General features: G+C 58.6%; 19 protein-coding genes and 3 rRNA genes. 16 read left to right on the top strand and 6 right to left on the bottom strand.

The genetic code is table 11. The features are described 5' to 3' along the window. Position 1: 1 nt before the first annotated feature. The 7 genes from AAY81_RS09090 (at position 2) to AAY81_RS09060 (ending at position 7,661) form a co-directional block, all read left to right on the top strand. A complete protein-coding gene (locus AAY81_RS09090; RefSeq protein WP_066664222.1) occupies positions 2 to 1,276 on the top strand; it encodes an aminotransferase class V-fold PLP-dependent enzyme in 1,275 nt (424 codons plus the stop codon). Beyond that, positions 1,263 to 1,706 carry a Fe-S cluster assembly sulfur transfer protein SufU gene (gene sufU, locus AAY81_RS09085; RefSeq protein ID WP_066664220.1) on the top strand — a complete coding sequence of 148 codons (444 nt, stop codon included), beginning with the start codon at positions 1,263 to 1,265 and terminating at the stop codon, positions 1,704 to 1,706. Before AAY81_RS09090 ends, sufU begins: the two co-directional genes overlap by 14 nt. 58 nt (positions 1,707 to 1,764) lie before the next feature. Continuing rightward, positions 1,765 to 2,178: an RrF2 family transcriptional regulator gene (locus tag AAY81_RS09080; RefSeq protein WP_066664211.1), complete on the top strand. Its 414-nt coding sequence runs from the start codon at positions 1,765 to 1,767 to the stop codon at positions 2,176 to 2,178. A gap of 180 nt (positions 2,179 to 2,358) precedes the next feature. After that, positions 2,359 to 4,314, top strand: coding sequence for a bifunctional diguanylate cyclase/phosphodiesterase (locus tag AAY81_RS09075; RefSeq protein WP_066664208.1), 1,956 nt, complete (start codon positions 2,359 to 2,361; stop codon positions 4,312 to 4,314). 32 nt (positions 4,315 to 4,346) lie between these two features. Further along, complete coding sequence (locus AAY81_RS09070; protein ID WP_240480579.1) at positions 4,347 to 5,327, top strand: helix-turn-helix transcriptional regulator; 981 nt, start codon at positions 4,347 to 4,349, stop codon at positions 5,325 to 5,327. Between the two features lie 100 nt (positions 5,328 to 5,427). Further along, a complete protein-coding gene (locus AAY81_RS09065) occupies positions 5,428 to 6,291 on the top strand; it encodes an SDR family oxidoreductase (protein ID WP_066664204.1) in 864 nt (287 codons plus the stop codon). Continuing rightward, entirely contained in the window at positions 6,288 to 7,661 is a 1,374-nt protein-coding gene (locus tag AAY81_RS09060; RefSeq protein ID WP_066664201.1) for a dicarboxylate/amino acid:cation symporter, read from the top strand. The genes AAY81_RS09065 and AAY81_RS09060 overlap by 4 nt, the downstream gene beginning before the upstream one ends. 88 nt (positions 7,662 to 7,749) lie before the next feature. Here AAY81_RS09060 and hypB read toward each other — a convergent pair whose 3' ends face one another. The 4 genes from hypB to AAY81_RS09040 all read right to left on the bottom strand — a co-directional run bounded on the left by hypB (position 7,750) and on the right by AAY81_RS09040 (position 11,129). Next, the gene (gene hypB / locus AAY81_RS09055; protein WP_066664198.1) at positions 7,750 to 8,445 is read right to left on the bottom strand and encodes a hydrogenase nickel incorporation protein HypB; all 696 of its coding nucleotides are present in this window, start codon (positions 8,443 to 8,445) and stop codon (positions 7,750 to 7,752) included. Positions 8,446 to 8,532: 87 nt separating this feature from the next. Continuing rightward, a complete protein-coding gene (locus tag AAY81_RS09050) occupies positions 8,533 to 8,946 on the bottom strand; it encodes a hydrogenase maturation nickel metallochaperone HypA/HybF (RefSeq protein WP_066664195.1) in 414 nt (137 codons plus the stop codon). Between the two features lie 31 nt (positions 8,947 to 8,977). Further along, a complete protein-coding gene (locus AAY81_RS09045) occupies positions 8,978 to 10,375 on the bottom strand; it encodes a 4Fe-4S binding protein (protein WP_066664192.1) in 1,398 nt (465 codons plus the stop codon). A 226-nt stretch (positions 10,376 to 10,601) separates the two neighbouring features. Further along, positions 10,602 to 11,129, bottom strand: coding sequence for a TetR-like C-terminal domain-containing protein (locus AAY81_RS09040; RefSeq protein WP_066664189.1), 528 nt, complete (start codon positions 11,127 to 11,129; stop codon positions 10,602 to 10,604). Between the two features lie 293 nt (positions 11,130 to 11,422). On the opposite strand from AAY81_RS09040, the gene AAY81_RS09035 reads away from it, so the two are divergent. The 5 genes from AAY81_RS09035 to AAY81_RS09015 all read left to right on the top strand — a co-directional run bounded on the left by AAY81_RS09035 (position 11,423) and on the right by AAY81_RS09015 (position 15,722). After that, a complete protein-coding gene (locus AAY81_RS09035; RefSeq protein ID WP_066664185.1) occupies positions 11,423 to 12,079 on the top strand; it encodes a DUF3793 family protein in 657 nt (218 codons plus the stop codon). A gap of 41 nt (positions 12,080 to 12,120) precedes the next feature. After that, positions 12,121 to 12,540: a flavodoxin gene (locus tag AAY81_RS09030; protein ID WP_066664183.1), complete on the top strand. Its 420-nt coding sequence runs from the start codon at positions 12,121 to 12,123 to the stop codon at positions 12,538 to 12,540. A 158-nt stretch (positions 12,541 to 12,698) separates the two neighbouring features. After that, positions 12,699 to 12,959 (top strand): TIGR03905 family TSCPD domain-containing protein, encoded by a 261-nt coding sequence (locus AAY81_RS09025; RefSeq protein WP_066664181.1) that lies wholly within the window; start codon positions 12,699 to 12,701, stop codon positions 12,957 to 12,959. A gap of 252 nt (positions 12,960 to 13,211) precedes the next feature. Further along, positions 13,212 to 14,387 (top strand): CPBP family intramembrane glutamic endopeptidase, encoded by a 1,176-nt coding sequence (locus AAY81_RS09020; protein WP_066664178.1) that lies wholly within the window; start codon positions 13,212 to 13,214, stop codon positions 14,385 to 14,387. A 225-nt stretch (positions 14,388 to 14,612) separates the two neighbouring features. Beyond that, a complete protein-coding gene (locus AAY81_RS09015; protein WP_143117287.1) occupies positions 14,613 to 15,722 on the top strand; it encodes a hypothetical protein in 1,110 nt (369 codons plus the stop codon). 227 nt (positions 15,723 to 15,949) lie between these two features. Here the strand turns inward: AAY81_RS09015 and AAY81_RS09010 are convergent, their stop codons facing one another. Beyond that, positions 15,950 to 16,384 carry a hypothetical protein gene (locus AAY81_RS09010; protein WP_066664173.1) on the bottom strand — a complete coding sequence of 145 codons (435 nt, stop codon included), beginning with the start codon at positions 16,382 to 16,384 and terminating at the stop codon, positions 15,950 to 15,952. Positions 16,385 to 17,022: 638 nt separating this feature from the next. Between AAY81_RS09010 and AAY81_RS09005 the strand changes: the two genes are divergently transcribed. The 3 genes from AAY81_RS09005 (at position 17,023) to rrf (ending at position 21,983) form a co-directional block, all read left to right on the top strand. After that, a 16S ribosomal RNA gene (locus tag AAY81_RS09005) occupies positions 17,023 to 18,528 on the top strand. 257 nt (positions 18,529 to 18,785) lie between these two features. Then, a 23S ribosomal RNA gene (locus AAY81_RS09000) occupies positions 18,786 to 21,755 on the top strand. A gap of 114 nt (positions 21,756 to 21,869) precedes the next feature. Then, positions 21,870 to 21,983 (top strand): 5S ribosomal RNA (gene rrf / locus AAY81_RS08995). Together the 16S, 23S and 5S rRNA genes form the textbook arrangement of a ribosomal RNA operon. Before the next feature lie 157 nt (positions 21,984 to 22,140). Here rrf and AAY81_RS08990 read toward each other — a convergent pair. Further along, positions 22,141 to 22,914, bottom strand: a complete 774-nt coding sequence (locus AAY81_RS08990) for a L,D-transpeptidase family protein (protein WP_143117320.1) — start codon at positions 22,912 to 22,914, stop codon at positions 22,141 to 22,143. 303 nt (positions 22,915 to 23,217) lie between these two features. Here AAY81_RS08990 and AAY81_RS08985 point away from each other — a divergent pair, with 303 nt between their 5' ends. Then, positions 23,218 to 24,255, top strand: coding sequence for a hypothetical protein (locus AAY81_RS08985; protein WP_066664170.1), 1,038 nt, complete (start codon positions 23,218 to 23,220; stop codon positions 24,253 to 24,255). Positions 24,256 to 24,459: the final 204 nt, after the last annotated feature.

The following is a 24,459-nucleotide window of genomic DNA, read 5'->3' as shown; positions in this document are numbered from 1 at the left end:
GATGGAAAAGCTGCAGGTGAAAGAGTCGTGCTCCATTCAGGAGTCACCGTACAAGGCCGATTTCCCGCTGCTCGCCAAGAACCCCGATCTCGTGTTTTTGGATAGTGCTGCCACGGCCCAGCGTCCTGCCTCGGTGCTCGATGCCCAGCGCGATTTCTACGAGACCATGAATGCGAACCCCTTACGCGGCCTGTATGGCCTGTCGGTAAGGGCCACGCAGTCCATTGAAGATGCCCGTATGCACATTGCTCGTTTCATTGGCGCGCTCGACGAGGCGGGTGAGCCCCTTGCGAATTCCGTGGTGTTCACGCGCAATGCCAGCGAATCGCTGAACCTGTTGGCCCATACGCTGCCCCAGGTAGTGAATTTGCAGCAAGGCGACGAAGTGGTCATTTCCATTATGGAACACCATTCGAACCTCATTCCCTGGCAGCAGGTGTGCGCGGCCACGGGCGCCAAGCTCGTGTATTTGCGCTTGGATGCCGAGGGCTGCGTCACGCAGCAGGAAATCGAGGAGAAGATTGGCCCGCGTGCCAAGATTGTTTCGGTTACGCATGTGTCCAACGTGCTGGGCGTGGAAAACGACATTCCGGCCATTGCGCGCCGCGCGCATGAAATGGGCGCCCTCTGCGCAGTCGACGGCGCTCAATCGGTGCCGCACCTGCGGGTGGACGTGCGTGCGCTCGGTTGCGACTTCCTGGCGTTTTCGGCTCACAAGCTGGGTGGCCCCATGGGCATTGGCGTGCTATGGGGCAAGCCCGAACTGCTCGATGCCATGCCGCCCTTCCTTACGGGTGGCGAAATGATCGACTCCGTTACCGAAGAGGGCGCGGTATGGGCGCCCGTTCCCCAGAAGTTCGAGGCGGGCACGCAAGATGCCGCGGGGGCGTACGCCACCGATGCCGCCATTACCTATCTGGAACAGGTTGGTATGGAACAGGTGGAAGAACGCGAACGCGCCCTTGCCGAATACCTGTGCCGTCGTTTGCAAGAGCTCGAGTACGTAACGGTTATCGGGCCCGTCGATGGTGCGAAGCACGTGGGTTCGGTGGCGTTCGACGTGCGTGGCATTCATCCGCATGACGTGGCTTCCATTTTGGATGCGCAGGGCGTTTGCATTCGCGCGGGCCATCACTGCGCCCAGCCGCTTCTTTCCTATTTGGGCTGGTCGAGCACGTGCCGCGCAAGCGTTGGCTTCTATAATGACGCAGCCGATATCGATCGGCTTATCGAGGGTCTCCAAAAAGTCTGGGTGGTTTTCAATGGACGTAACTAATCTGTACAATGCGCAATTCATCGACCATGTGAACCATCCCGATTATAATTACGAACTTGAGGATGCTACTTGCGAGCACGATGGCATCAATCCTTCGTGCGGCGATGAACTGCATATCGCCGTGCGTCTCGATGGCCAGGGCCGCATTGAAGAGGCTTCCTACACCGGCCATGGGTGCGCGGTTTCGATGGCTTCGGCCGACATCATGAGCGATCTCATGATTGGCAAGACGAAAGAAGAGGCCATCGCGCTGTGCGACCTATTTGGGGGTATGCTCACGGGGGTCGAGCAAGACGAGTCCAAGCTCGCTGGCCAGCTCGATGAGGCCATGCTCCTAAGCGATATTCGCCATATGCCCGCGCGCGTGAAATGCGCCGAGCTGTCGTGGCGTACGTTGGCCGAAATGCTTCGGGCTTCTGGCCTGGAGTAACTGCTGAGAACGAATGCGTGCGCGGGGTTCGCCCCGCTCGTATGCAAAAGGGGAGAACATGTCTGGCATGTATTCGACAAAAGGACGTTATGCGCTGCGCGCCATGGCCGATTTGGCCATGCACGAGGGCTGGGTCTCGCTGGGCGATGTCTCCAAGCGCCAGAATATTTCGCGTAAGTATCTGGAGCAGGTCATTGCGCTCATGGGCAAGGCTGGCTACGTGAAGAGTACGCGTGGCAAAGGCGGCGGCTATCAGCTTGCCGTGAAGCCCGAGGAACTTTCTGTAGGGCAGATCCTGCGCGCGGCCGAAGGGTCGCTGGCCCCCGTGGAGTGTCTCGACTGCACCAATGGCGAAGTGTGTCCCATCATGGACACGTGTCCGACCATCTCTATGTGGCGCGATCTGGGCAAGATTACTTCCGAGTATTTGAACGACAAAACGCTCGCCGACATTATTTCAGCCGCCGAATAAAATTGCTCTTTGCGGGCCCATTGGCTTGTGCGTTGTTTTCGTCAAGCTGCGTTTACCTACCCGTGCACTAGCCTTTTCCCCTGTACATGTGCGAGAATAGGCACATTATTGATATCAAACGTACCGCTGGCATCGCAAGGGTTATTGGGGCCGTTGGGGTTGGAGCGAAAGGCTTAGGTCGTGTTCTCATTTGTCGCGGAATATCTCGCCTTGGTCATCCTGGGCGTCATTATTGCCGTGGTGGGACGTCGTGAGTACCTGAACACGCATGACCAGTTCCGGTTCTTTACAAGCGTTATCCTGGCTATCGTTTCCATCGTTATCGACTCGCTCTGCGTATTCACGCTCGAGCATTCCCACGAGTTGCCGCTTTGGGTCAACTACATAGACAACGCGGCGTATTACATCGTCTGCTTCGTCATGGTCTCCAGCTTCACCGACTACGTGTTCAGCTTCATGCTGCGTCGCTCGGGTCGCAGGCGCTTTCTAGCCATTGCAGGCCATTTGAACCACTACATGTGCCTGCTATGCGTGGTGCTTACGCTGTTCAACCCCATCACCCAATGGATGTTTTACATTGCGGCCGACTTCACCTACATCCACGGGCCGTTGTGGGTTATTGGATATGCCCAGGTAGTGTTCATGCTCCTGCTTTCGGGGCTGTGTACGGCGCTGTATCGCCGCGAGGTGAGCCGCGCCATGATGCGCGTCGTGCGCATCTCTATCCCGGCGCTTGCCGCGCTCATTGGCTTCCAGTTGGCATATCCGGGCACCATGATGAACGGCATCATGGCTGCCATTTTCTCGCTCATTTTGCTGCTTGTGCTGCAATCCAGCAGTATCGAGACCGATGCCCTTACGGGGCTGGGAAATCGCTTCGCGTTTGTTGCCGCCGCCGGTACGTGGACGGAGACGCGTCACCCAAAGCGCATTTTGGTGCTGCTCGTGCATGGGCTCGAGGATATCAACTCCACGTATGGCATGGATGCGGGCGATCGCGTGATCATCGACATTGCCGAACATGCCCGTGAGATATGCGCAGGTGGCGATGTGTTCCGCATCAACGCTACGTCAATTGCGCTTGTGTTCAGCCATAGGGAGAATCGTACGGGCGAGGAAATCGCTGCGTTCGTGAATGCGAACCTGCCGAACGAAATCATCGTGGAAGGCGATAAGTTGCGCATTCAGATGAGCGTTATCGACTATGCCGCCAATATGGTGGGTGGCGCTCCCAAGGTCGTTGAGCGCATCGAGTATGCGCGCGACGAAGCGCGCCGTAATCGGCTTTCCTTCATTCGCGTCGACGACGCTCTCATCTCCGAAGTGGAAAGCAAGAAGCGCCTGACGCGCTACCTGGAAGAATCGGTGGATCTGAATCGCTTCGAGGTGTGGCTGCAGCCGGTATACAACGTGAAGGATAGCTGCCTCTGCTCTGCCGAGGCGCTTGTGCGCCTGAAGGGGCCCAAGGGCGATTTTATTCCGCCAGCGCAGTTCGTGGGCATTGCGGAAGACAGCGCGCTCATTATGGCCATCGGCGAGCAGGTCATTCGCAAGCTGTGCACCTTCGCACAATCGCATCCTGCGTTGCCCCTGAAGATGATTTCGATAAACCTCTCGCTGCGTCAGCTTTCCGATAGCCGGTTCCCCGATTTGCTTGATGGGGCCATCGACTCTGCGGGCATTTCGCGCAACCTCATTGCCCTCGAGATCACCGAGCGCATGTTTGCGGCCGACGATCGAGTCGCTGCTACGCTTGCCGAGCTGGTGAATCGCGGATACCGTTTCCTCATGGACGACTTTGGCACGGGGTTCTCGAACTTCGCGTCCATGCTTGACTTCCCGTTTAGCTTCATCAAGCTCGACCGCATCCTGCTGGCCGCAGCTCAGGAAGACGGGTACGACACCATCCGCACGCTCACGCGTCTGTTCCACCATGGCGGCTACGAGGTGGTTATCGAGGGCGTGGAAACCGCCGAGCAAGCGCGACAGGTTATCGATTGCGGCGTCGATTACATTCAGGGCTTCTACTACGCACGGCCCATGCCGCTCTACCAGGTGCCGGAATTCCTCAACGAGACCGATTTTAGCTGTCGTGTTTCCGTCGTGAAGCATTATGGTATGAAGGCGCTCCGGTAAAAGCAGGGGCTATTCGTTAGAAGGGAAACGTGGTGGCTAGTTCTCAGAAGCTGAAGTTGCTGTACCTCATGGATATCCTCCGCACCGAAACCGATCCCGACCACGGCGTTTCCATGGCGGATATCCTCCAGAAGCTGGAGGAGCGCGGCATTTCGGCCGAGCGTAAGGGCATTTACTCCGATATCGAGACGCTGCGGGAATTCGGGCTCGACATCCGCAAATACCAGCGTCAGCCCGTGGAATACGCCCTGGCAGAACGCGATTTCGGGCTTTCCGAGCTCATGCTGCTCGTGGATGCGGTGCAGTCGAGTCGCTTTCTTTCCGAAGGTAGCTGCAAGGCTCTGGTGAAGAGCATTCGCGGCTTGGCCTCCACTCCCGTACGCGACGCCTTGCACAAGCAGGTGCACGTACATGGCCGCCCGCGTGTGCAAACGCAGTCCGATTTCATCGTGGTCGACAAGCTGCAGGAGGCCATGGCGGCACGCAGGAAGATCTCGTTTGGCTATTTCCGTTACGACATCCATAAGAACAAGGTCGCCACCAGGGATGGCGCTACGCATGTGGTTACGCCCGTCAACCTCACGTATTCCGATGGCAATTACTATCTGGTGGCGTTTAGCGATGCCGACCAGGAGATTCGCAATTATCGCGTCGACCGCATGGAGCGCATCGAGCAGCTGGACGAACGTGCGGAACGCAACGACGCCATCTCCTCGTACGACCCCGATGAAGTGGGCAAGTGCGTGTTCGGCATGTACCATGGCGAGCGCGTTACCGCGACGCTGAGGGCCACCGAAAACGTGATGAACGTCATCGTCGATCGCTTCGGTCGCGACGTGCATGCCGTGCCCATCGAGGGCGAGAACGCTGCGCGCGTTACCGTCACGGTGAAGGAAAGCCCCGTGTTCTACGGCTGGCTTGCGCAGTTGGGAAGCGAAATCCAGATCGAGGCTCCTGCGTCTTTGCGTGAGGGGTACCTCGCGTTTCTGCGCGATATCCTGCAGTCGTACTAGCCCGCAACGCGCGCGGCAGAGGGCGAGTCCGCTGGCATAAGGTCGTTTCCCCTGGTTTTTGCTATTATCTAGTGCGTATATTCCAAGGGAAGGAACCTGTATGGGAACTCGATACAACGACGTATGGGTGACTGGCTCCACAGGGTACTTGGGACGCGAAATCGCACATCGTCTGGCCAATCGAGGCTATACGGTATACGGTACCGACCAAGACGTGGACATCACCGATTTCGACCAGGTGAAGGAGTTCGTGCGGCGCAATCGTCCGCAGGTGGTTGTGAACTGCGCGGGCATGCGCCGCACCCTGGTTACGCCCCAGAACAAGAACGAGGCCATCAAGGTCAACGGCCTGGGGCCGCGCAACCTCGCCATCGCCACGGCCAGCATCGATTCGCTGCTCGTGCAGTTTTCCAGCGATGACGTGTTTTCCCGCATCATGGACGAACCTGTCGACGAGTTCGACGCGCCTGTGCCCGATACCACGTATGGCAAGTCGAAGCTGGTGGGCGAGAACTTCATTCGCGAGCTGAACCCGCGTCACATTATCATCCGTTCGTCGTGGCTCTATCACGCCGACGGTGGCGACATGGGCGAAATGGTTGTTTCGGCCATGGAGGGCCGTCCCCTTTCGCGTCGCGTCGACCAAATCGCCTGCCCCACCTCGGTGCGCACGGTGTGCCATTTCCTCATGCGTGCCATCCAGGCGCATGAGTACGGGCTGTTCCACGTAGTTAGCTCGGGCTCGTGCACGCGCTTGGAGTTTGCGCGCGAAGTGTACCGTCTTCTGGGCGCCGACCCGCAGCTGGTCACGGCTGCCGAAAGCGACAAGGCTACCGCGCAGAACATCATCCTCGAGCCGCTCATGGTTCAGATGACGGGCGTTACGGAGCTTCCCACGTGGCAGCAGGACCTCGAAGGCTACCTGAAGCGCGTTGGTCTTATTCCGGAAGGAGGGGCTCGATGAGCAAAAAGCCAGAGCAGCTTTCCGCCGTCGATACGCTCGAGGGCAAGAAGGCTCATCGCGTAGGGCTCACGGGCCAGATTCTCATCGCGCTCGCGCTTGGCATCGTATGCGGTATCGTGTTCCACTACCTCATTCCCGATAGCCCCATCAAGACCGATGTCTTTGTGAACGGCATCTTCTACTTCGTGGGTCAGGCGTTCATTCGCCTTATGCAGATGCTCGTCGTGCCCCTGGTGCTGTGCTCGATCGTGTGCGGCGCGGCGGCCATCGGCGACGTGAAGACGCTGGGCAAGGTGGGCATCAAGACGTTGCTCTTCTACATTTGCACCACGGCGTTGGCCATTTCGATCGCCCTTGCCGTGGGCACGCTCATTGCTCCGGGCCTGGGCGTCGATACATCGGCCATTCAGGCGAATGCGTCCACGTCTACGGTTGCCACCACGGAAACCAGCATCATGGATACGCTCTTGGGCATCATTCCGAAGAATCCGTTCAACGCCATTGCCGAAGGCGATATGCTGCCGGTCATCTTCTTCGCCCTGTTCGTTGGCATCCTTCTCGCCGTTATGGGCAGCAAGGTGGAAAACCTGCATCGCCTGTTCGAGCAGGGCAACGAACTCATGATGAAGATGACGGAAGTCGTCATGAAGGTTGCGCCGCTTGGCGTGTTCTGCCTGCTGGCGAATACGTTTGCGAAGCTGGGCTTCGACATGTTCGTCCCCATGCTGAAGTACATGGGCGGCGTTATTGGCGCACTGGCCATTCAGTGCTTCGTGGTGTACGCGGTGCTGTTCGTGGTGTTCACGCGTCTGAATCCCATCACCTTCTTCAAGAAGTTCGGCCGCGTGATGCTCTTCGCGTTCTCCACGAGCTCGTCGAACGCCACCATCCCCCTGAACATCGAAACGCTCTCTGAGCGCGTTGGCGTGAAGCGCCGCATTTCGTCGTTCACCATTCCGCTGGGCGCTACCATCAACATGGATGGTACGTCTATCATGCAGGGCGTTGCGGTCGTATTCACTGCCCAGCTGTTCGGCGTGAACCTGGGGCCTGCGGAAATCGCCACCGTCATCGCCACGGCCACGCTGGCCTCCATTGGCACGGCGGGCGTTCCCTCGGTGGGCCTGGTCACGCTTTCCATGGTGTTCAATTCCGTTGGCTTGCCGCTGGAGGGCATTGCCATGATCATGGGCATCGACCGCATTCTTGATATGCTGCGTACGGCCGTGAACATTACGGGCGACGCCGTGGTCACCACCATCGTGGCGAAGCAGGCCGGCGAGTTTGATCGCGCGGTCTTCGACGACCCCGAAGCGGGTGTAGCCGTCGGTCATCTGCAGGATTCGTACGAGGAAGACGAGGACTTCTAGTCGTTTCGTTTTGCAAAAGCCTCTATAACGCAACGTGCCCCGACTCCGTAAGGAGCCGGGGCACGTTGTTGGAGGGATGCGAACTCGGCTACATGGCCATGCGATAGCGGTCGAGCATGCTTGCACGCTGCTCTTGCAGCCACGCGGCTACGCCATCGACGCCTTCGCCCGTGCGGGCCGAGGTCACGAAGATCTTGATGTTCGGGTTCAGCGTACGCGCCTGCTTTACCAGGGCGTCCATGTCGAAGTCGGGGTTAACCGGCAGATAGTCGCTCTTCGTTACGATGAGCGCGTCGACGATGCTGAACATGGGAGGATATTTGTACACCTTGTCATATCCCTCGGGCACGGAAAGCAGCATCACGCGAGCGTGGGCTCCCGTGTCGAAATCTGCGGGGCATACCAGGTTGCCGATGTTCTCCAGGAAGAGGTAGTCGTAAACGGCGTCACCGAATGCCTGGTTGGCCTGTTCGACCATGTTCATCTCCACGTGGCACACGCCGCGCGTGTTTAGTTCCACCGAGGGGACGTTCGCTTCCTTGATCTTCAAGGCATCGACGTCGGATTCCAGGTCGGCTTCGATGACCGCCATGCTCTCTTCGCCTGCGCTGCGGAGGGATTTGATCAGCGCCAGCAGCAGCGTGGTCTTGCCTGCGCCGGGGGAGGCCATGATGTCTAGGAAAAAGGTGCCTTCGGCGGCTTTTTGTTCGCGGAACCTCTCGGCGGCAAGATCGTTCTTCGATAGAACGTCTTTGCGTACTTCGATGATGCGCGTCTTTTCCATTGCCTCTCCTTTGAGTGATGCCGCAGATGCGGCGGGTAAAACAACTAAGGGCGTGGCGCGCGAGGGGTTCGCTGCGCCACGCGCCTGTTATAGGGCAGTCGCCGTTTCGGCCAGGGTGGGCGATTCGCTCTCTTCCTCGTCATCGTCCACGGCGGCCTCGATGCTGCTGATGGAGAATTCCATGCCACGCAGGAACGTGCAGTCGTCGGTGGCTCCGCAGCAGGGGCAAACACGTGGTTCGCGACGGATGTACTCCGCATGGAACGGAGTTCCGCATGTGTTGCAGCGCATGGTGTAGGGGACGCGATGGATGACGATTTCGGCGTTTTCGGCGACCGTGCCTCGTGCAAGATGGCGGAAGAGCCCCTCGAAGTAGTCTTCGACGATATCGCGGCCTTCGCCAATGACCAGGTAGACGGCCTGCACGCGGCTCACGCCTGAAGCGGCTGCTTCTTCCGTGACAATATCTACGACGTTGCGGACGTATGACATTTCGTGCATGGCCGTCTCCTGTTCTTGCTTGGGTGCCTAATTAGCCGACGTAGTCGACGAGCTGGCCGCGGGCCATGCGGTCCTTGGCGAAGTACTTGTTGCAGTCGACATAGTCGATGGGCAGGTCGGGGTACGTGGGGTTCTCGGTGAGAACGCGTGCGGATGCGGGGCATACCCTAGCGCACTGGCCGCAGCGGACGCAGGCCTTGTCCATGACGCACGTGCCGTCGGAATCCTGCGTGATGGACTGCATGGGGCAGATCTCGACGCACTTGCCGCACTTCATGCACTTGTCCTTGTCGTACTTCAGCAGGTAAGCGCTGTAGTACGTGGAGCAGGCGGCCTCGCCGTTGATGCCGCGATATGCCATGAGGTTGCCGCAGCTCTTGGAGTGGCAGCAGCAGATGATGTCGGCGTCCTTGGCGCAGACGGATTCGACGACCATATGGTGGTCGATGGCGTCTTCCACGATGGCGATGGCCTCGTCCTGGGTGATCTGCTCTCCGATGTCATTCTCGATGAAGTACTCGGCCATTTCGCCCAGCGACAGGCAAGTGCGCGTGGGGTGGGATTCGTCCCAGGGCACGCCCAGGGCCTTCCACATGGTGCGGCACTGGCACTCGGAAACGGTGATCTTGGGGTTGCGCTTGATGAGGGCACGCCAATCGTGGCCTTCGGCCAGCTTGTCGCCCTGAACGACGTCAACGCTCACAGGATAGCTGCGGAACAGGGGGAACGTGTTGTCGAAGCCCGACTCGCCGTTCGGGTCGACGCCCTTGATGCCCAGCATGTCGAACTCGGCAACCTTGCCCATGTCCTTGTGATACAGGGCGTCGAGCTCGTTGAACTCCCAGAAGCCGTTGATATACGGCATCAGGATGAACAGGGGAAGGCCGCCACGGCGCACGCGCCAGATGAGGTTGCGCTTCGCCTGGTCTTCCAGAATCGCCAGGGCCTTGTCCTCGTCGATGTCTGCTGCGTGAGCGTAATCACCGGCGGTGAAGTACTCGTGCAGGGGCATCTTCAGGTAGTTCTCGGCGTCTTCCTCCGACCACAGGTACATGATCATGTCCCAAGAGTGCGAGTCATTGGGGATGGAGCCGATGCCGCGGCCGATGCGGTTGATGCGGTTGCGCATGCGCACGTACACGGCGGGAATGACCGTGCCATCGTCGCATACCAGATCGCTCGTAACTTCCGTCTCGGTGAGGACCTTCTGCATGAGCTCGTCGCTCTTGCTGGGGTCGATCCACTCGCCCGACGTGCTCGTTTCGGCAGCCTGGGCCGATTCGGGCTTTTCGGACTTGGCTTCCTGGCTCTTCGGGCTGCTGCAACCCAGCAGTTCGAAGATGGGCATCATGCCCATGGCGCCCAGGGCGGCGCCGCGCACGAAGTCACGACGGTCGAGGCCAAGCCTCTTCTTCTCGCTTTCTTCCATTCTTCCTCCTCGTTATTCGAATGAATAAACTCCCTGAGCAAAGAGTACTTGGAGGAACTGTGGAGGAACAACAGACGATGTAGCGCGTTTTGTCTTGTAAGGGGTGGCTAACTAAAGTCTATGGGGAGCGGCCTGGGCATATGAGAATGGGTTGCTAGCCGTAGGGGGTTAGTTGGGTGCACATGTAGAACGGTCGTGATGCGCGCGGTAGTGAAGGGTGTGGCGCTTACGCTTCCAGGGAAAATGCGCCTTGGTGCGCGCAGTAATCGGGTAGGGGGTCTTCGGTCATGAAGGGTGGCTTCATGCTGAAGATGACGGCCGCAATCCATTGTGGGTCGTCTTGCATGCCCGTGGCGCACCATTCCATGAACAGGTCGACCACGCCGTAGATATATGCATCGATCTGGGCTTTCTGCGCGGCGATTTCGCAGGGCGAGCCGTGGAATACCGAATGGTAGTAGATTTCCTTCAGCTTGTTTAGATAGCTATCGCGGAAGCAGTTCTGCCCCGTGTGGTGGGGGAGCTGCCCGAAATAGCCGCGTTCTTGCCGCGCCGTGCAAAAGAGGGCGGTGCAAGCGTCTTGCGTGTACAGGCCCTCGTCGCACGTTTCGGCAAGCGCGAACGGCACGTCTAGGATAAGGTCGTTGATATCGTGATAGCAGTTGTAGAACGTCTGACGAGCAGCGCCCGATTCCTCGAGCACATCGCGGACGGATATCTTGTTGATGTCCTTTTTCTCGCATAGCGCGAGCATGGCCCGTACAAAGCGGTCCCTTGCAGCTGGGGTGCCTCTCCTCATGCGCCCTCCTCTGTTCCCTCTCGAGGGGGATTCTAGCACGCGTGTACGTGACTGTGTGGCTCGTGGGAAAAGGTGTTACGTATTGAGAATTCGTCTTACGTAAGGGCGGTTTCGTATTGCGTAAAGCTCCCGACGAACGCTCTTTTGCTCCGTTCACGGGATTTTTGGGAAACGGCTTGCAACACCAGTTAGGTTCGACTAACATCCGCACAAGTTAGGAATGGCTAACCGTAGCGAATCGAGGTCGAATGGGTAGCGAAAACACGAACGCGAAACTGGCGAAGAAGATCGTCCACAATTGCGCTCCCACGTTGGCTGCCCTGAAGCCCGCAAACCTATTCACCGTGCACTTCATGGATGCACGCAGTGGTAATGCTTGCGCGCAGGAGCGCGCAAGCCGTATCGTGCGCGAAGGGTTTGCCTCGGCGTTACGCTCGGCGCGTGAGCAGCTGGGGTCGGGCGGTGTGAGCATTCGCGTGCTTGCCGTGCGTCCGGGGAATGCGCTTGTGCTGGTGTTCCGTCCGGAATTGGTTGCTCGTGCGTTTGCAAACTCGCGCGCGAGCGCGTACCTGCGGTCGCTTGGCTACAACGTGGATTCACTTGATGCGTGTATCGCCGAACTTGCGCGTCGCGTGCGGGCGAGCGATGTGCTTGCGGGTGCCGAGCGCAGTAGGGCGTTTCCCCATGAGGTTGGCTTTTTCCTGGGCTACCCGCCCGAGGACGTTATCGCCTTCATCGAAGGCGGTTCGGAATGTCTGTGCATGGGTTGCTGGAAGGCGTACGGCGATGCCTGCTCTGCGCAGGCGTGCTTCGAGGCCTATCGGCGGTGCGTGCGCATGATGGACCAGCTGCACGAGCAGGGCGCGCCCCTGCATTACCTTGCGCAGCTCGAAGCGGCGTCGTGACCGGTAGTGTTTTCCATAATCCCCAACGGAAGGAGATTTTCATGAGCAAAGTAGCAGTAGTGTTCTGGAGTGGCACGGGCAATACCGAGGCCATGGCAAATCTGGTGGCCGAAGGCGCCAAGGATGCCGGTGCGGAAGTCGACGTCATCCAGGCTTCCGATTTCGATTCTACGAAGCTCGCCGAATATGATGCGGTGGCATTTGGCTGCCCCGCCATGGGGGACGAAGAGCTGGAGGATACGGAATTCGAGCCCATGTATGACGAAGTCGAGCCTTCGCTCGACAGCAAGAAGGTTGTGCTGTTCGGCAGCTACGACTGGAATGATGGCGAGTGGATGGACCTGTGGCGCGAGCGTGCCGAGGGCAACGGCGTGAACGTGGTCGATTCCGTTATCGCGAAGGACTATCCCGGCGACGAGGCTGAAACCGCCTGCAAGGCAGCAGGTGCGGCTCTGGCGTAGAGCGGCGAGACATCGTGCAATCAGCGAGCGGCGGGGTGCGGCCTCGTCGCTCGTTTTATGTCGAGTGCGTTTTCTAGTCGTTGGAAGTTGAGCACATAAAGCTCATTCCTCTCCCGTATACTGCGTTCGAACAAGACGAGAAACGACAAGGAGACGACATGATTGAAAAGGATTTCGTGACGCGCGGTACGTGTTCGCGCATGATTCACGTGAAGATCGACGACGAGGGCATTGTGCGTGACGTGCAGTTCGTAAAGGGCTGCTCGGGCAATACGCAGGGCGTGGCGCGTCTTGCCATTGGCCGCCCCGCTACGGAAGTCGCCGAGACATTGCGCGGCATTCAGTGCGGTCCGCGTCCCACCTCGTGCCCCGACCAGTTGGCCCAGGCCATCGACCAGGCCCTGCAGCAGAACGCGTAAGCTTCACGCGCTTCATCTTCGCCTCTAGCCCATGCGTATAACCGCATGGGCTTTTTTTTGCGCCGCTCGCACTTGCGTCGTAGCCATTTTGTGTTGAGTAACAAATGTCTCCCAAATGCCCGATGCTGCATCTATCCTGATAGATGCGTTATATGCTTTGCAATAACGGTCAGTTGGGTGTCTCATTGCGATTCGATGGGGCAAGATGAGCCGCCGCGTAACGTTGCGCGGTTGTGCTGAGCGGGGTAGAGAATGACGTTTGAATCTCAGGAAAAGCCTGTTTACGAGTACGCGACCTTTCCAAGGCAGTTCCTGTCGTACAAGTGGTACAAACCCATATTGGTGTTTGCGCTTGCCTTTGTATTCATGACCGTTTTCCAGGTCGTTATTATCCTTGCGGCCGTCATTTGGCAGGGCGATTTGTCCCTGCTCGAGAGTATGACTGCGGGTTACGATGGCATGGATGCATTTTCGGGGCCAGGTGCGTTTGCCGAGTTCGGCTCGATTGCTGTTATGCTGCCCTCGATTGCGCTTGCGGCGCTTATCGTTCGCGATCGTCCGTACTCTTCGTATACGTCTTCGCGTGGCGGCTGGAACTGGGGTGCGTTTGCGAAATGCCTTATTGTGGCCGTGGTCGTGATGGGCATCAGCACGTTCGTGGGTGCTTTTATTCCCTCCGATGCCCCCGAGCCCGATCATGTGATCCAGTTTACGGTGGTGGGCTTTATCGTGTGCACGGTACTACTGCCCCTTCAGTGCATTGCCGAGGAGTATGTTTTTCGCGGCTTCTTCCTGCAGACGTTTGGCTCATGGTTCAAGCTGCCTGTAGTGGGCATTATCGTTTCGGCCGTGGTGTTTGCGGCGGGGCATCCCTACAACGACATCGGGGTCGTTCTCATCTTTGCGGGTGGCATTATTTGGGGCATTGTCGCTTGGCAGACGAAGGGCCTCGAGGCTTCGAGTGCCGCGCATATCGTTAACAACTACATTGCGTTCTATTCGATGGGATTCGGCCTTCAGGCGCAGACGAGTCAGGTGGATGTCGCCTCGCTTGTCGTTGGTATGGTTACGGACGCCGTGTTTGCCGCGGCTGTGATCTACCTTGGCAAGAAAGGCCATTGGTTCTCTTCGAAGGGCGACGGCGCTGCGGCGTTCAATGCACGCGTGAGCGCTAGGCTGCAGGCGAAAGCCGCTCGCAAGCAGGCGGGCCGTGGTTATGTCCCTGAACCTCCGCGAGCTGCTTGCGACGTTGCGAATTCGCAGGCCGCAGGTGCCTCCACGGCTCCGCAGGTCGTAGGCGCTCCCGTAGCTCCGCAGGCTGCTGGAGTCCCTACGGTTTCGCAGGTTGTTGGTACGTCTGCGATGCCGGGCGGTAGCTCTCCCTCGGTCCCGCAGGACGTTCGTGAGCCTTCGGACGACGGCGATTAGGCTTTTACTCTGGTTGCTCGCAATCTCGTCAGGCGGCCGCGATGTCTTTTGGCTTCGCGGCCGCCTGTCTTGTGTCGATGGCGGAATGCCGTTCCTTGCGATCTGGCTCTGTCCCAAATAATGTACACCTGCCCTACCGTATTTCCTTACATTGACAGCTGTACGTAAAGGCGTCGCCCTGGCGCATGCGTGCGCTCATTCGTATATGTAGGGGGAAGGATAGAAATGGAAAACCAGGGACAACCAGAATCAGAGTTCACTTCGCAAACGTCGGGGCAGGCGGGCGCATCGCCTGCGCAGCCGACAGCTTCAGCCTCGGGCGCTGCTTCGGGCCCGCAATCTGTTGCGGCGTCGAGCGCCGTACCGAGCCCGCAGGGGTCTATGGCCTCGGGCGCTGCTTCGTCTTCGCAGGGAGCTGCGGCGTATGCTCCGGCCATGCCTTCGGCGTACGCTGTACCTATTACTCCGGTGAAGGAGCCATTCTATCGACGCACGTGGTTTCTCGTGCTGCTGACTATTGTGTGCCCCGTGGCGGGCATCCCTCTTATGTGGGTCTTCGGCAGGCCCAAGAGCACGCCCGCGCGCATTGCGCTTACCGTTGTTGCGGCGCTTGTAATACTTGCGTCGCTGGGAAGCCTGGGCAGCCAGTCGGGGTCCGGCACGTATTCGCAAAGCGATACTCCTCAAGCAAGTGCAACGGAAGGCGGCTCGGGTTCTAGCGATTCGTCAGCTCCTGCAGCTTCCGCCCCTGCGCCCACGCTTACCGCTATCGAGGCCAAGTACACAGGCTCGACCGAGGCGGGCACGATGATCAAGCAGGGTGCTTCGGGCCTGGTGGTAACGGGAACGTACTCCGACAACTCTACGAAGACCATCAACGACTACGTGGTCGACAATCCTGCAGCGCTTGTTGCGGGCGAAACATCCACGTTCACCATCACGGCCGACGGAAAAAGCTGTCCGCTCGAGATCGCTTGCACCACGCTTACTCCCGAGCAATACAAGGAAGTGTGTACCTGGGTCGAATACGAGGATCTCGCACGGTACGAAGCAGATTGGCTGGCGAAGGACATTGCCATTACGGGCAAGGTATTCCAGGTTCAGGAAAGCAAGAATGGCACGGTGTATCTCATGCACGTAACGGAGGGTTCATATGGCATCTGGGATGATATCGTTCTGGTTTCCGCCTCGTCTTCGGCGGTGAGCACGCGCGTGCTTGAGGATGATGTTGTAACGGTGTATGGCATGTCGACGGGTCTTTATACCTATACGACGGTGCTTGGCGCAGCGTCAACGGTGCCTTCCATTTCGGCAAGTTACATCGACATTAACTAAGTTAAAGGGGCGGCGCTGGTGGACGGCGCATTGCCGTAGGCCGGCAAAGCCCCCAAGAGCGCGCTCGATTAATCGGGCGCGCTCTTCTATATTGGTCGGGCTAAGAGCTAAGGGCGGGTGCCCGTTTGGGCTGGCTCAAATTGAGGGCATCTTCCGAAGTGGGAGCCGATCATATATATAAGTATGCGCCCCGCGCAGCCGTATGGACTGCGCGGGGCTACCGGGCTCTATGCGGAAGCGGGATACGCCAAAGACGTAAGCGTCATGACGCCCTGCGGGGAAATGCGCGCGCTGCGGCCATTCTGAAACAGTACCCAGAGCGCGTCCTGTTCGCCTAGCGTATCCAGCGTGAAGCTGACGATGCTCGAGCCAATGAACGATTTCAAGCCCACGTATTGTTTCCAGCGCAGATGCGCGGCGGGGGCCTGCTGGTAATCGCACACGGGTTCCGTGCTTACTTCTAGATGAATGCCGTCGGGCCACCAAAGCGTGATGTCACGTAGCTCGGTGCGAATGACGATCGACGCGCCAGGGAGCCAGTCGCAGAGTTCGTGATCCCAGGCGCAGAGAACGTCGGCCAGGTACCGCGCCCGACTATCTTGCGTGAGGTAGTCGGTAAGTTCTTGCACGGCAGTATTGAGGGTGTTTTCATTGCTGTTCACTCCTACCTCCTTTGCTATGGGGCGGATGATGCCTTTAGACTACGCGGACAAAGCGAAGGGGCTGTCCAAGAATGCGGACAGATGTTCGATAGGCCTACGACGTACATTCAAGGGCATGGCGTAGGAAGGCCAGAAATGGACGGAATGTGTGCGCTAGAATCGGTCATACGGCTCCCTAGCAGGCCTTTTCACGTGTAAATCGGCCTGTCTGTGGGTGGTTTGTGAAGCCTTCCGAATACGCTTGAACGGCACCCACGGGGGAGGTACTATGCACAAGCTGCATTTGCAGCGGGGAGTTGCTTCCGAGGGCCCAGAGGGTCCGTCCGGCGGCGGCGAGCCAGGAGCTCAGCTCGAAAAATTTTTTCGAAAAAAGTTCTTGACACGCCCCACTGGTTAGCGTAAAGTAATTCTTCGCCGCTTCGAACGGAGCAAGTTCGGAACGGCGGCGGCGGAAGCCGCCGGAGGACCTTGAAAACCGGATACTGCGATAGGAAGAATCAAGCTAGCGAGCATGTTCGCCTCCAACGGGGAGGCGAGCTCGAATTCAATTCTTAACTTTTTGAATCCATCAGGATTCGCACATACAAGATCCGACTCACACGGAGACTTGACGCGGGGTTCTCGAACCCCGCTGCATTTCAACGGAGAGTTTGATCCTGGCTCAGGATGAACGCTGGCGGCGTGCCTAACACATGCAAGTCGAACGAATAACCCGCCTTCGGGCGGTCATAGAGTGGCGAACGGGTGAGTAACACGTGACCAACCTTCCCCCCGCATGGGGATAACCGGGCGAAAGCCCGGCTAATACCCAATACTCCGGGCCCTCCGCATGGAGGGGCCGGGAAAGCCCAGGCGGCGGGGGATGGGGTCGCGGCCCATTAGGTAGACGGCGGGGTAACGGCCCACCGTGCCCGCGATGGGTAGCCGGACTGAGAGGTCGATCGGCCACATTGGGACTGAGATACGGCCCAGACTCCTACGGGAGGCAGCAGTGGGGAATTTTGCGCAATGGGGGAAACCCTGACGCAGCAACGCCGCGTGCGGGATGAAGGCCCTAGGGTTGTAAACCGCTTTCAGCAGGGAAGAAACATGACGGTACCTGCAGAAGAAGCTCCGGCTAACTACGTGCCAGCAGCCGCGGTAATACGTAGGGAGCGAGCGTTATCCGGATTCATTGGGCGTAAAGCGCGCGTAGGCGGCTGGCCAAGCGGGATCTCAAATCCGGGGGCTCAACCTCCGGCCGGATCCCGAACTGGCCGGCTCGAGTTCGGTAGAGGAAGACGGAATTCCCAGTGTAGCGGTGAAATGCGCAGATATTGGGAAGAACACCGATGGCGAAGGCAGTCTTCTGGGCCGCGACTGACGCTGAGGTGCGAAAGCCGGGGGAGCGAACAGGATTAGATACCCTGGTAGTCCCGGCCGTAAACGATGGGCACTAGGTGTGGGGGAGCCTTTCCTCCGCGCCGCAGCTAACGCATTAAGTGCCCCGCCTGGGGAGTACGGCCGCAAGGCTAAAACTCAAAGGAATTGACGGGGGCCCGCACAAGCAGCGGAGCATGTGGCTTAATTCGAAGCAACGCGAAGAACCTTACCAGGGCTTGACATGCGGGTGAAGCCGGGGAAACCCGGTGGCCGAGAGGAGCCCGCGCAGGTGGTGCATGGCTGTCGTCAGCTCGTGTCGTGAGATGTTGGGTTAAGTCCCGCAACGAGCGCAACCCCTGCCCCATGTTGCCAGCATTAGGTTGGGGACTCATGGGGGACTGCCGGCGTCAAGCCGGAGGAAGGTGGGGACGACGTCAAGTCATCATGCCCCTTATGCCCTGGGCCGCACACGTGCTACAATGGCCGGTACAGAGGGCTGCCAGACCGCGAGGTCGAGCGAATCCCCCAAAGCCGGCCCCAGTTCGGACAGGAGGCTGCAACCCGCCTCCTCGAAGCCGGAGTTGCTAGTAATCGCGGATCAGCACGCCGCGGTGAATACGTTCCCGGGCCTTGTACACACCGCCCGTCACACCACCCGAGTCGTCTGCACCCGAAGTCCCCGGCCCAACCTCGTGAGGGAGGGGCCGAAGGTGTGGAGGGTGAGGGGGGTGAAGTCGTAACAAGGTAGCCGTACCGGAAGGTGCGGCTGGATCACCTCCTTTCTAGGGAGATTCAAATACAATTCCTAATCGCAGCATCCGGTTTCCGGGGCCCTCCCCGGAGGCGGGGAGACCCGCCGGCACCTTGAGAGCTGCATAGCGTTCTATTTTGACGAATCATCAAACTAGATTCTCCTAATCGAATTTTCAATTCAATGCGGAAAAGCTAGCGGGTGATTCGCATCACGATCGCATACGATTAGATATGCAATACCCGAGATACTTTTTATATCTCATAGGATAGATTATCCGAACGATGGAAAGAAGATATCGAGGGCGCACGGTGGATGCCTTGGCACAGGAAGTCGACGAAGGACGTGACAAGCTGCGATAAGCCGCGGTGAGGCGCAAATGGCCTATGACCCGCGGATCTCCGAATGGGGCAACCCGCGCGGGTCCATACCCGCGCACCGCCGGCCGAACACATAGGCCGGACGGGGGCAACCGGGGGAACTGAAACATCTAAGTACCCCGAGGAAAGGAAATCAACCGAGACTCCGCGAGTAGCGGCGAGCGAAAGCGGACCCAGCCCAAACCCATGCATGCGTTACAGCCCAGGGGCGATGCTGCATGCGGTGTTGTGGGGCGGGACATCCAGGCGGCCCTAGACGCCTGGCGCGGTCATAAAGGGATGTTGAAGGGGAACCGGCTGGGAAGCCGGGCCGAAGAGGGCGAGCGCCCCGTACCCGAATCAGCATCCCCCGCGAGTCCCGTACCCGAGTAGCGCCGGACACGTGAAACCCGGTGCGAATCAGGGGGGACCACCCTCCAAGGCTGAGCACTCTCCTGTGACCGATAGCGAACCAGTACCGTGAGGGAAAGGTGAAAAGCACCCCGAGAGGGGAGTGAAACAGTACCTGAAACCGTGCGCCCACAAGCAGTCGGAGCATCCCCTTCGGGGTGTGACGGCGTGCCTTTTGTAGAATGAGCCAGCGAGTTGCGGTGCGCGGCGAGGTTAAGGAGCAACCGAGCCGCAGCGAAAGCGAGTCTTTAAACGGGCGATGAGTCGCGCGCCGCAGACGCGAAGCCGGGTGAGCTATCCTCGGGCAGGCTGAAGCGCGGGTAAGACCGCGTGGAGGGCCGAACCCACTTCGGTTGAAAACGGAGGGGATGACCCGAGGATAGGGGTGAAAGGCCAATCAAACCCGGAGATATCTCGTTCTCCCCGAAATAGCTTTAGGGCTAGCCTCGGACGTTATCCACCGGAGGTAGAGCACTGGATCTCCAAGGGGGCTTCACCGCCTGCCGAGGGGAACCAAACTCCGAATACCGGCGGACCAGAGTCCGGGAGTCAGAGCATGTGGGCTAAGCTGTGTGCTCGAGAGGGAAACAGCCCAGACCGCCCGCTAAGGTCCCCAAGTTCGTGCTGAGTGGCAAAGGATGTGCGTTTGCCTAGACAACCAGGATGTTGGCTTAGAAGCAGCCATGCATTTAAAGAGTGCGTAACAGCTCACTGGTCAAGTGGACATGCGCCGACAATTCACGGGGCTAAGCACGGCACCGAAGCGGCGGACTAGATTTCTAGTGGTAGGGGAGCTTTCCGAGAGGGGCGAAGCAGGCGCGGTAACGCCCTGTGGACTTCTCGGAAGTGAGAATGCTGGCATGAGTAACGAGAGCAGAGCGAGAAACTCTGCCGCCGTATGCCCAAGGTTTCCTGGGGAAGGCTAATCCCCCCAGGGTCAGTCGGGAGCTAAGGCGAGGCCGGCAGGCGTAGCCGATGCACAACGGGTCGATATTCCCGTACCATCGTGTTGCCGTCACGACGATGGGGCGACGGAGAAGGATAGGCGGGCGGGGTTCTGGACGTCCCCGTGAAAGCGCGTAGGGCGCGTCGCATGGAAACCAGCGACGCATGGGGCCCGAGACGCGAGACGAAGCGAATGGGTGAAGCCGCCGAGTCCATGCTTCCTGGAAAAACCCCTAAGCAGGCACACGGTGCCCGTACCAAAACCGACACAGGTGGGCGGGTAGAGCATACCGAGGCGATCGGGAGAACCATGGTTAAGGAACTCGGCATACTGACTCCGTAACTTCGGGAGAAGGAGTGCCCCTGAGGGTGAAGGGACTTGCTCCCCAAGCCCATGGGGGTCGCAGCGAAACGGCCCAAGCGACTGTTTATCAAAAACACAGGACTCTGCGAAGCCGCAAGGCGATGTATAGGGTCTGACGCCTGCCCGGTGCCGGAAGGTTACGCGGAGGTGTTAGCCGCAAGGCGAAGCACCGAAGCCAAGCCCCGGTAAACGGCGGCCGTAACTATAACGGTCCTAAGGTAGCGAAATTCCTTGTCGGGTAAGTTCCGACCTGCACGAATGGCGTAACGACTTGGGCGCTGTCTCAACCATGGACCCGGTGAAATTGTATTATTCGTGAAGATGCGAATTACCCGCGGAAGGACGGAAAGACCCCGTGAACCTTTACTACAGCTTGGCATTGGCCGTTGGTGCGGCGCGTAGAGGATAGGTGGGAGGCTTCGAAGCCGGGGCGCCAGCCCCGGTGGAGCCATCCTTGGAATACCACCCCCGGCGCACTGGCGGCCTAACTCGCGGCCGTGATCCGGCGCGAGGACCGTGCCAGGTGGGTAGTTTGACTGGGGCGGTCGCCTCCCAAAGAGTAACGGAGGCGTGCGCAAGGTCCGCTCAGAACGGTCGGCAACCGTTCGCAGAGCACAAGAGTACAAGCGGGCTTGACTGCGAGGCCCACAAGCCGAGCAGATGGGAAACCAGGTTCTAGTGATCCGGCGGCACAGCGTGGAATGGCCGTCGCTCAACGGATAAAAGGTACTCCGGGGATAACAGGCTGATCTTGCCCAAGAGTCCACATCGACGGCAAGGTTTGGCACCTCGATGTCGGCTCATCGCATCCTGGGGCTGAAGTCGGTCCCAAGGGTATGGCTGTTCGCCATTTAAAGCGGTACGCGAGCTGGGTTCAGAACGTCGTGAGACAGTTCGGTCCCTATCCTCCGCGGGCGCAGGAGAATTGAGGAGATCCGCCCCTAGTACGAGAGGACCGGGGTGGACGGACCTCTGGTGTCCCGGTTGTCGACCAACGGCACGGCCGGCTAGCTACGTCCGGAACGGATAACCGCTGAAAGCATCTAAGTGGGAAGCCGTCTCCAAGATGAGTTCTCCTTTCGGTAAGGGCCCAGGTAGACTACCTGGTCGATAGGCCGCAGCTGCAAGCGCCGCGAGGCGTTCAGGCGAGCGGTACTAATAGCCCGAGCTCTTCTATTCACATCGCGCATATCTAGTCAAAGATCAACCGAACGCTATGCGGCACCCAGGGTAGCCGGCTCCCGCCAGCACCTGACAATCGCATAATAAGCGATTTGGGGGAACGCCCCCCATGAGCGCGACCATGGAGAGGGGGATCACCCGATCCCATTCCGAACTCGGCAGTTAAGCCCCTCCTCGCCGAAAGTACTGCGGTGTAGTCCGTGGGAGGATAGGGCGTCGCGCTCATGGGGGGCATTTCCATGCCATGGGGCCGCCCGGCTGGCACTCTCGTGCCGCCGGGCGGCCCCTTTTGCGTTCGGGCGAGGCATCCTCTGCAGAGGAATAACTTTTCCAAATCAGTTTTGTTGCTGGCCGGGGCGTCCCCGATTGCCCTGCGCCTTCTTTAGAAGCTACCGTTCATATTGTCAAACGTGTCTATAATGACGACGCAATCGGGTGATACGCGCTTTACGACTTCAATCATCGCGTATTCTGGTATTGCCACGCATCCTCCTGTGTATGGTTTTGCAGGGTCGAGGCAATGAAGGAAGATGGCAGAACCTCTTCCTGGGGTTCCCTCTTCGTTGAAGCTAATGTTGAGGCAATATTGGTATTGAAAGTCGTATTCAATGATGTGCTCGCTATCTTCCGTATTCAAGTCGGGGAGCTCTTTAATGCTGACTAGTTCGTTGTAATGCATGCCCTCACGCATATCGCCCGACCAATATGCATCATCATCGATTTTGGTGTATTCCATTGCGCAGCCAGGGTCATCCGCAATGCCAAAGGCCTTGTTGAACTTGTAGACGCCAATAGGCGTTTTCGCAAAATCCCCCTCTTCGTGCTCCGAATCGGGGCAGAGCCCATCGCGTCCCACGTAGCCTGGTGTTGAGAGCACTTGGCGCCAGGCTTCGTTTTCATCTCGCTCGTGCATGGATATAGTTGCTGTGGTTAGCTGTTCCCCCATCCCTGCAACCACGAAGAGCTGCTTGATTGATTTGTCTTGCGCTTGCGAGAGCGAAGAAACCCATTCAGGGGAATCCTTTTCATGCTGAGCCCAAGCAAATAGTTCGGTTGGCCTTTGATTGGCGCTTTCGTCCGAGCAACCCGAAAGAGTCACTGCCGCAATGCTTCCCCCTACTGCAGCAATGAATGCTCGTCTACTGAATTGCAGCATGCTGCCCCCTTGTAAGCGAGAATAATATCGCTTTGTCCATCATACTTGTGCATGCGGAAAGCTATTGGCCGCATTCGGTTTGTTTAAGGTTTGTTACTGCGCGCTTTTGCCCGGGTGGAACCTCGCGCCCGACCCGCGTCGTGCGTTCGGGCGGAGCTGCTTGCTCGGCCCCAGGGCTCTTGCCTTAAGCATTTCCTGCTTGATTGCGATTCGTTACGGAACGTTCTCAGCAAGGGCGTTCTGGCTCTGCGCTGCGTACAATGGGCGTTGGGGTTTGTTGCCGGTAGATGGGGAGCTCTGGCTATGTTGACCAACGTGGAAATGTTCGACGCTCTATACGCGCTCATGACGAACGATATCCGCTCCGAGGCCTTGTTGGGAGCCTCCGTGGGGAAGGATGCCCATGCATGTCCTGCTTCGGCGGGAGCATCGCTCGCGCGGGAAGCGATTTTGCGTGCTCCGAACACGCAGCAGATGCCCGTTCTCTGGTTCGAAATACCGCTTTTGGGCGAAGCCCGTTTTGATCTGCACATGGCATATTCGCATTGGGCACTGCGTGATTTGAAGAACGAGGAAATCGACTTGAGGAGCCCCTACGGCGAATTGTTCAGGTGGTATGCCCATGAGGAGCCAGGCGGTAATGGCTTGGCGTTGGCGTTCGACATCTCGCGAGGTCGTTTGAATGATCCGGCAGTGCATGTGAACATCAATGGGAGTCCTTTGCGCGACATCAAGCGATTCTTTGACATTGCGGCGGGCGAGGATGCGTATGGCCTCTATCGCGAATTCTCCGACTCCCTGCCGGCTGGCTGGGAGATTTGGTATACCGGCGTTCATCCGGGGCGGCTGGGAGCGCACCTTCGCGTCGACTGCTTTATCGACCGTAAAACGGCTGCTCGATATGAAGAAAACTACTCGTTGCTCGTCGATGACCTGTGTGCGTGTGGCTTTTATACGGCAGGGTCGCTGCTGCAAGATTGCGTGCGTTCCATTTTGGAATCCCCCTTCGGTCTCGAATTGCAGTTCGACTTGATGCGCGACGGATCCGTGGGTTCGACGATTGGCGTGTCGGCTGCGTTCCCCTTTGGCTCGGCGACGCATGCGCGCGAGCTGTTCGAGGAGGGTGGCGATGGCGCTGCTTACATGCGCACGTTGGAGGATATGGGCCTTGCCGACGATCGGTGGCGTTGCGTGTTGCCTGCCACGTTTTCCAAGGTGATTCCGCAGGGCGAGGGCCATCTTGCGCTCTATTGCGTTCCCACGTTCGTAAAGCTGCGTATGCGCGATGGCGATCCGTTCGACGCGAAGCTCTATGTGCAAACGGGAGCGGCAGAGCTGTAAGCGTGAACAGGTGACGGAGGTTCGTTCGCGTACGCATTGTCGAATGCGTTGCCCGCTACTCGACGCGGGCGCGTGGAGCGTTTGCTCCCATATGCAAGCAGGCGTGCTGCACGCCTGCTGGTCGAGCGTGTTGAATGCGGTGGAGGCGTGAACAAACCTCTGTCCCTTGTTCATGTGGAAGTACCGTCTTCCGTACATGCGGGG

The sequence above is a fragment of the Denitrobacterium detoxificans genome, from assembly GCF_001643775.1.
Taxonomy (GTDB): domain Bacteria; phylum Actinomycetota; class Coriobacteriia; order Coriobacteriales; family Eggerthellaceae; genus Denitrobacterium; species Denitrobacterium detoxificans.
Note: the sequence above shows the minus strand (reverse complement) of the source record. Positions and strands in the feature narration are given on the sequence as shown.